The sequence below is a fragment of the Rhizobacter sp. P3_B12 genome (genome assembly GCF_056402895.1).
In genome coordinates this window covers 1-6,146 of record NZ_JBFUGN010000313.1, presented here as the reverse complement: position 1 = coordinate 6,146, position 6,146 = coordinate 1, and the positions used below count along the sequence as shown (strand labels likewise).

Below are 6,146 nucleotides of genomic sequence, written 5' to 3'. Positions count from 1 at the left end.
GCATCCTGGTGGTCTCCGACGAGGTCATCACCGGGTTCGGGCGCACCGGCCGCTGGTTCGGCTGCGAGACGATGGGCTTCAAGCCCGACCTGATGACCTTCGCGAAGGGCGTGAGCTCGGGCTACATCCCGCTCGGCGGCGTGATGGTCGGCGAGCGCATCGCGAAGGTGCTGATCGAGCAAGGCGGCGAGTTCAACCACGGCTACACCTACTCCGGGCACCCGGTGGCCTGCGCGGTGGCGCTGGCCAACATCCGGCTGATCCAGCGCGAGGGGCTGGTCGAGCGCGTGCGCACCGAGCTCGGGCCGCATCTCGCGGCGCGCTTCGCCGAGCTCGGCGAGCACCCGCTGGTGGGCGAGGCGCAGACCTGCGGAATGATGGGTGCGCTGCAGCTGGTGAAGGACAAGTCGGCCAACCGCGTGTTCGACAGCGCGCTCGAAGTCGGCATGGTGTGCCGCGGCCACTGCTTCGGCAACGGGCTGATCATGCGCGCGGTCGGCGACCGGATGATCGTCGCACCGCCGCTGGTGATGACGATCGCGCAGGTCGACGAGATGGTCGCGCTGATCCGCAAGTGCCTCGACCTCACCCTCGCCGACGTCAAACAGCGCGGCTGGCTCTGATTCCATACCCCGGTTTTTCTCAACATGAAGGACATGACCATGAAGCAGGTGTTCGGTGCATTGGGATGTGCTGTGGCTGCAATGCTGTGGGGCACGGCCGCCTTGGCGCAGGAGGAAGACAAGGTCATCAACATCTACAACTGGTCCGACTACATCGCCGAGGACACGCTGGCCAACTTCGAGAAGGAGACCGGCATCAAGGTGCGCTACGACAACTTCGACAACAACGAGATCGTCCACGCGAAGCTGGTGGCCGGCAAGAGCGGCTACGACGTGGTCGTGCCGTCGTCGTACTGGGCCAAGCTGCAGGCCGACGGCGGGCTGCTGCGCAAGCTCGACAAGAGCAAGCTGCCGAACCTGAAGAACATGGACCCGCAGATCCAGGCGACGCTCGCGAAGCTGGACCCGGGCAACGACTACATGGCCGACTGGCTGTGGGGCTACACCACGGTGGGCATCAATGTCGACAAGGTGAAGGCGGCGCTGGGCAGCCTGCCGATGCCCGACAACGCCTGGGACCTGGTGTTCAAGCCGGAGTACATCAGCAAGCTCAAGTCGTGCGGCGTGTCCTTCCTCGACTCGCCGACCGACGTGGTGCCGGCCGCGATGCACTACCTCGGCAAGGCGGCGTTCTCGCGCAATGCCGGCGATTACCAGGGCGTGCCTGACCTGCTGAAGAAGGTCCGCTCGTCGGTGACGCTGTTCAGCTCGTCGGGCTACATCAACGACATGGCCAACGGCTCGATCTGCGTGGCGCTCGGCTGGTCGGGCGACATCAACATTGCCCGCCAGCGCGCGATCGACAGCAAGACCGGCCAGAAGATCGAGGCGCTGATCCCGAAGACCGGCGGCGTGCTGTTCTTCGACACGATGGTGATCCCGGCCGATGCGCCGCACCCGGACAACGCGCACAAGTTCATCAACTACATCATGCGGCCCGAGGTGCATGCCTCGCTGACGAACAAGGTGTTCTACGCGAACCCGAACAAGGAATCGCGCAAGTTCATCAAGCCCGAGGTGGCGAGCAACCCGACGGTGTTCCCGGGCGATGCCGACATGCAGAAGATGGCGTTGCCCGATGCGGTGACGAACGACATCCGGCGCACGATGACGCGCATCTACACCTCCTTCAAGACCGGCGTCTGATCGGAGCGGCGATGACCAGCACACCGCAAGCCGGTTTCCTGCGCATCGAAGACGTGGTGAAGGATTTCGGCGGCGGTGCCGTCGCGGTCAACCACGTCAGCGTCGACATCGCGAAGGGCGAGATCTTTGCCTTGCTCGGTTCGTCGGGCTGCGGCAAGACGACGCTGCTGCGCATGCTGGCGGGTTTCGAGACGCCGACCTCGGGCCGTATCGTGCTCGACGGCAAGGATCTCGCCGGCCTGCCGCCGTATGCGCGGCCGTTGAACATGATGTTCCAGTCGTATGCGCTGTTCCCGCACCTGACGGTGTGGGACAACATCGCGTTCGGGTTGCGGCGCGACCGGCTGCCGAAGGCCGAGATCGCCGAGCGGGTCGACGCGATGCTGAAGCTGGTGCAGCTGACCAAGTACGGCAAGCGCAAGCCGCACCAGTTGTCGGGCGGCCAGCAGCAGCGGGTGGCGCTGGCGCGCAGCCTGGCGAAGAAGCCGCAGCTGCTGCTGCTCGATGAGCCGCTGGGCGCTCTCGACAAGAAGCTGCGCGAGGAAACGCAGATCGAGCTGGTGAACATCATCGAGGAGGTCGGCGTGACCTGCGTGATGGTGACGCACGACCAGGAAGAGGCGATGACGATGGCTTCGCGCATCGCGGTGATGAGCGAAGGCGGTTTCCTGCAGGTGGGGCCGCCGGCCGACATCTACGAGACACCGGCGACGCGCTTCGTGGCCGACTTCATCGGCAACGTGAACCTGATGGACGGCGCGGTCACCGAGGACCAGCCCRACCACGTGGTGATCACCTGCCCCGACTGCACGCACTACGTGGGCCACGGCATCACCGGCACCGAGGGCATGGAGGTGACGGTGGCGTTGCGGCCCGAGAAGATCCAACTGTCGCGGCAGGCGCCTGACGGTGAGCATGGGCCGCACAACCGGGCCCGCGGCAAGGTGAAAAACCTCGCGTACTTCGGCAGCTTCACGGTGTTCCACATCCAGCTTCCCAGCGGGGCGATGCTGAAGGTCAGCCAGAACAACTCGGAGCGGCACCGCGACGACGTGATCACCTGGGACGACGAGGTCTGGGCGCATTGGTCTCCGTCTGCTCACGTGGTGCTGACGCAATGAGAGCGCCAAGCTGGTGGAGAGGAAGAAGCGCCGTCATCGGCATCCCGTACCTGTGGCTGCTGGCGTTCTTCCTCGCTCCGTTCCTGATCGTGCTGAAGTACAGCGTGTCCGAAATGGGCGCCGTGACGCCGAACGACATCACGAGCGTCGCCGACGGCGCACTGAAGATCACGCTGAAGTTCGGCAACTACGTGTTCATGACCGGCGACGCGCTGTACTTCAAGGCCTATGTGTCGAGCCTGAAGTTCGCGGCCATCACCACGCTGCTGTGCCTCGCGATCGGCTACCCGTTCGCCTACTTCATGGCCCGGGCGAAGCAGTCGCTCCAGCCCGCCCTGCTGATGCTCGTGATGCTGCCGTTCTGGACCTCGTTCCTGCTGCGCGTCTATGCCTGGAAAGGCCTGCTCGAGGAAAACGGCTGGGTGCACCGCATCGTCGTGGGCCTGCACCTCGACACCCTGCTCGTGCAGGCGCAGATGATCGACGTGCCCGGCAAGCTGATGAACACGCCCTTCTCGCTCGTGATCGGCATGACCTACACCTACCTGCCGTTCATGATCCTGCCGCTGTACGCCAACCTCGCGAAGATGGACCTGCGCCTGCTCGAGGCCGCCGCCGACCTCGGCGCGACACCGTGGCAGGCCTTCTGGCGCATCACCGTGCCGCTGTCCAAGGCCGGCATCATCGCCGGCTCGATGCTGGTGTTCATCCCCTGCGTCGGCGAGTTCGTCACCCCCGAGCTGCTCGGCGGCCCGCAGACCTTGATGATCGGCCGCGTGCTGTGGGACGAGTTCTTCAGCAACAACGACTGGACCATGGCCTCCACGGTCGCCGTCGTGCTGGTGCTGCTGATCGTGTTCCCGCTCGCCCTCTTCAACAAGTACCAGGTCGAAAGCCAGGAGCGCAGGCGATGAGCGGCACCGTGCACCCCAAGGCCGCCTGGTTCGGCCGCGCCTGGCTCATCGGCGGCTTCGCGTTCCTGTACCTGCCGATCGTCACGCTCGTCATCTACTCGTTCAACGCGTCGCCGCTGCCCACCGTGTGGGGCGGCTTCACCTTCGAGTGGTACGGCAAGCTCGCCAACGACCGCGAAATGCTGTCCGGCCTCTGGCTGTCGCTGAAGATCGCCTTCCTCAGCGCCTGCGGCTCGGTCCTGCTGGGCACGCTCGCCGCCTTCTCGCTCGTCAAGTACCGGCGCTTCACCGGCCGCACCCTCTTCAACGGCCTGGTCAACGCACCGCTGGTGATGCCCGAGGTGATCTGCGGGCTGTCGCTGCTGCTGATGCTGGTGTCGGTGCAGAAGGCCGTCGGCTTTCCCGAGCGCGGGCTGATGACGATCTGGCTCGGCCACCTGCTGCTCGGCATGTCGTACGCCACCGTCGTCGTGCAGGCCCGCCTGCAGGACCTGAACCCCTCGCTCGAAGAGGCCGCGATGGACCTCGGCGCCCGGCCCTGGCAGGTGTTCACGCTGGTCACGCTGCCGATGATCGGCCAGGCGCTCGCCTCGGCCTGGCTCCTCACCTTCAGCCTGTCGCTCGACGACGTGGTGGTGTCGGCCTTCCTGTCGGGCCCCGGCGCCACCACGATGCCGCTGGTGATCTTCTCGCGCGCCCGGCTCGGCCTGAACCCGAGCGTCAACGCGGTGGCCACCGTGATCATCGTGATCGTCGCCATCTGCGTCGCGGCGGCCAGCCTCTGGATCGCGCGCGCCGAGCGGCGCCGCATCCAGGAAATGAACGCGGCGCAGCGTGGCGCCTGACACCAGAACACCCCGAATCCAACCCCGAGGAGAAAACCGATGAAGTTCGCGAAGCTCTCGACCCTGGCGCTGGCCGTCGCCGCCGCCTGTGCGGCCCCCGCCCAGGCCCAGTCGAACAAGGAGTTGATGGACGAGCTGAAGGCGATGAAGCAGCGCATCGCCGACCTCGAGAAGAAGCTGGCCGAGAAGTCGGCGGCTGAAGCGAAGCCCACGGAGAAGCAATGGGGCATGACCCCCGAGCAGGTGCAGGAGTTCAACCGCATCGCCATCAAGACCGAGGCGCTCGAAGACGGGATGGAAGCGCAGGGGCTGAAGGGCCTGAAGATCAGCGGCTACTTCGACCCGAGCTACATCTACAACAAGAACCAGCACCGTGCCGGCTTCCAGTTCCTGAACCGCGTCTCGGACGACGGCTACAACTACGACAACTCCTACTTCGGCGTCGCGAGCCTCGATTTCCAGAAGGAGATGGACGGCGGCACCAAGTGGCGCCTGACGCTGATGCCCAACCGCGGTGCCGGCTCGATCGCCGACCCGGACGGCAACAGCATCGTGCACGAGGCCTCGGTGTCGATCCCGCTCGGCGACCTGCAGACGCGCTTCCTCGCCGGCCAGATCCCCGACTGGTCGGGCTACGAGTACGTGCAGCCGACGCAGACCAAGCTGGTCACGCGCGGCCTGCTGCTCGACTTCACCGAACCCACCGCCTACACCGGCGCCGGCATGGAGTTCATCCGCGGCAAGTGGGACACCAAGCTGCTGGTCGCCAACTACAACAAGACCAGGCAGGGCGCGAACCAGAAGTCGCCGGTGTTCGCGTACCGCGTCGACTACGCGAAGGGCGAGTTCAACGGTTTCGGCTTCGCCGGCGTGCACGGCAAGGTCGCCAACTTCTCCGAGAGCGCGATCGACCCGGCCACGCTCGAGGTGATCCCGCAGGACGACTCCCGGCTCGACCTGTTCGAGATCGACGGCTACTTCATCCGCGGCGACTGGACGGTGCAGGGCCAGGTCGGCTTCGGCCGGCAGCGCAATGCGTCGATCGTGCCGGCGGCCGATGGCAGCCTGCGCGACGCGCAGTGGTGGGGGCTGTCGGCACTCGCGGCCTACAAGTTCGAGCCGCGCTTCGAGGGCGTGGTGCGGGCCGACTACATCAACAACAAGAAGAACGGTGGCGGGCTGCTGCAGTACTCGGTGGCCGACGACCGCAACGGCATCGGCCCCGATCCGGCGCTGGGCTGCGCACCGGGCGCGCTGGTCGAGGGCTGCGACGACGGCGCGAACCGCTATGCGCTGGCGGTCGGCTTCAACTACCTGCTGACCCGCAACACGGCCCTGAAGGCCGAATACCGGCTCGACCGCGCGACACTGCCGGTGTTCCTGGACACCGGCGACGGCAGCTACAAGAAGAGCAACCACCTGCTGGGCGCGTCGGTCGTGGTGTCGTTCTGATCAAGGACCTGACGAAGGAGACAGCATGAGCTCGATCGACTGGGC

Annotated in this window: 6 protein-coding genes; all 6 read left to right on the top strand. The window is 65.8% G+C overall.

Features of this window, described 5'->3' with window-relative positions:
* The coding region (locus tag AC1D01_RS17020) for an aminotransferase class III-fold pyridoxal phosphate-dependent enzyme (protein WP_477868263.1) at window positions 1-623 on the top strand (623 nt) is incomplete at its 5' end.
* Window positions 624-656: 33 nt separating this feature from the next.
* Window positions 657-1,769: a polyamine ABC transporter substrate-binding protein gene (locus tag AC1D01_RS17015; RefSeq protein WP_477868265.1), complete on the top strand. Its 1,113-nt coding sequence runs from the start codon at window positions 657-659 to the stop codon at window positions 1,767-1,769.
* A gap of 11 nt (window positions 1,770-1,780) precedes the next feature.
* A complete protein-coding gene (locus tag AC1D01_RS17010; protein WP_477868261.1) occupies window positions 1,781-2,890 on the top strand; it encodes an ABC transporter ATP-binding protein in 1,110 nt (369 codons plus the stop codon).
* Window positions 2,887-3,804: an ABC transporter permease gene (locus AC1D01_RS17005; RefSeq protein ID WP_477868259.1), complete on the top strand. Its 918-nt coding sequence runs from the start codon at window positions 2,887-2,889 to the stop codon at window positions 3,802-3,804. Before AC1D01_RS17010 ends, AC1D01_RS17005 begins: the two co-directional genes overlap by 4 nt.
* On the top strand, window positions 3,801-4,649 hold the full coding sequence (locus AC1D01_RS17000; protein WP_477868257.1) for an ABC transporter permease: 849 nt from the start codon (window positions 3,801-3,803) through the stop codon (window positions 4,647-4,649). Before AC1D01_RS17005 ends, AC1D01_RS17000 begins: the two co-directional genes overlap by 4 nt.
* A 39-nt stretch (window positions 4,650-4,688) precedes the next feature.
* Window positions 4,689-6,101, top strand: a complete 1,413-nt coding sequence (locus AC1D01_RS16995) for a DUF3138 family protein (RefSeq protein ID WP_477868255.1) — start codon at window positions 4,689-4,691, stop codon at window positions 6,099-6,101.
* The last annotated feature ends 45 nt before the right edge of the window (window positions 6,102-6,146 follow it).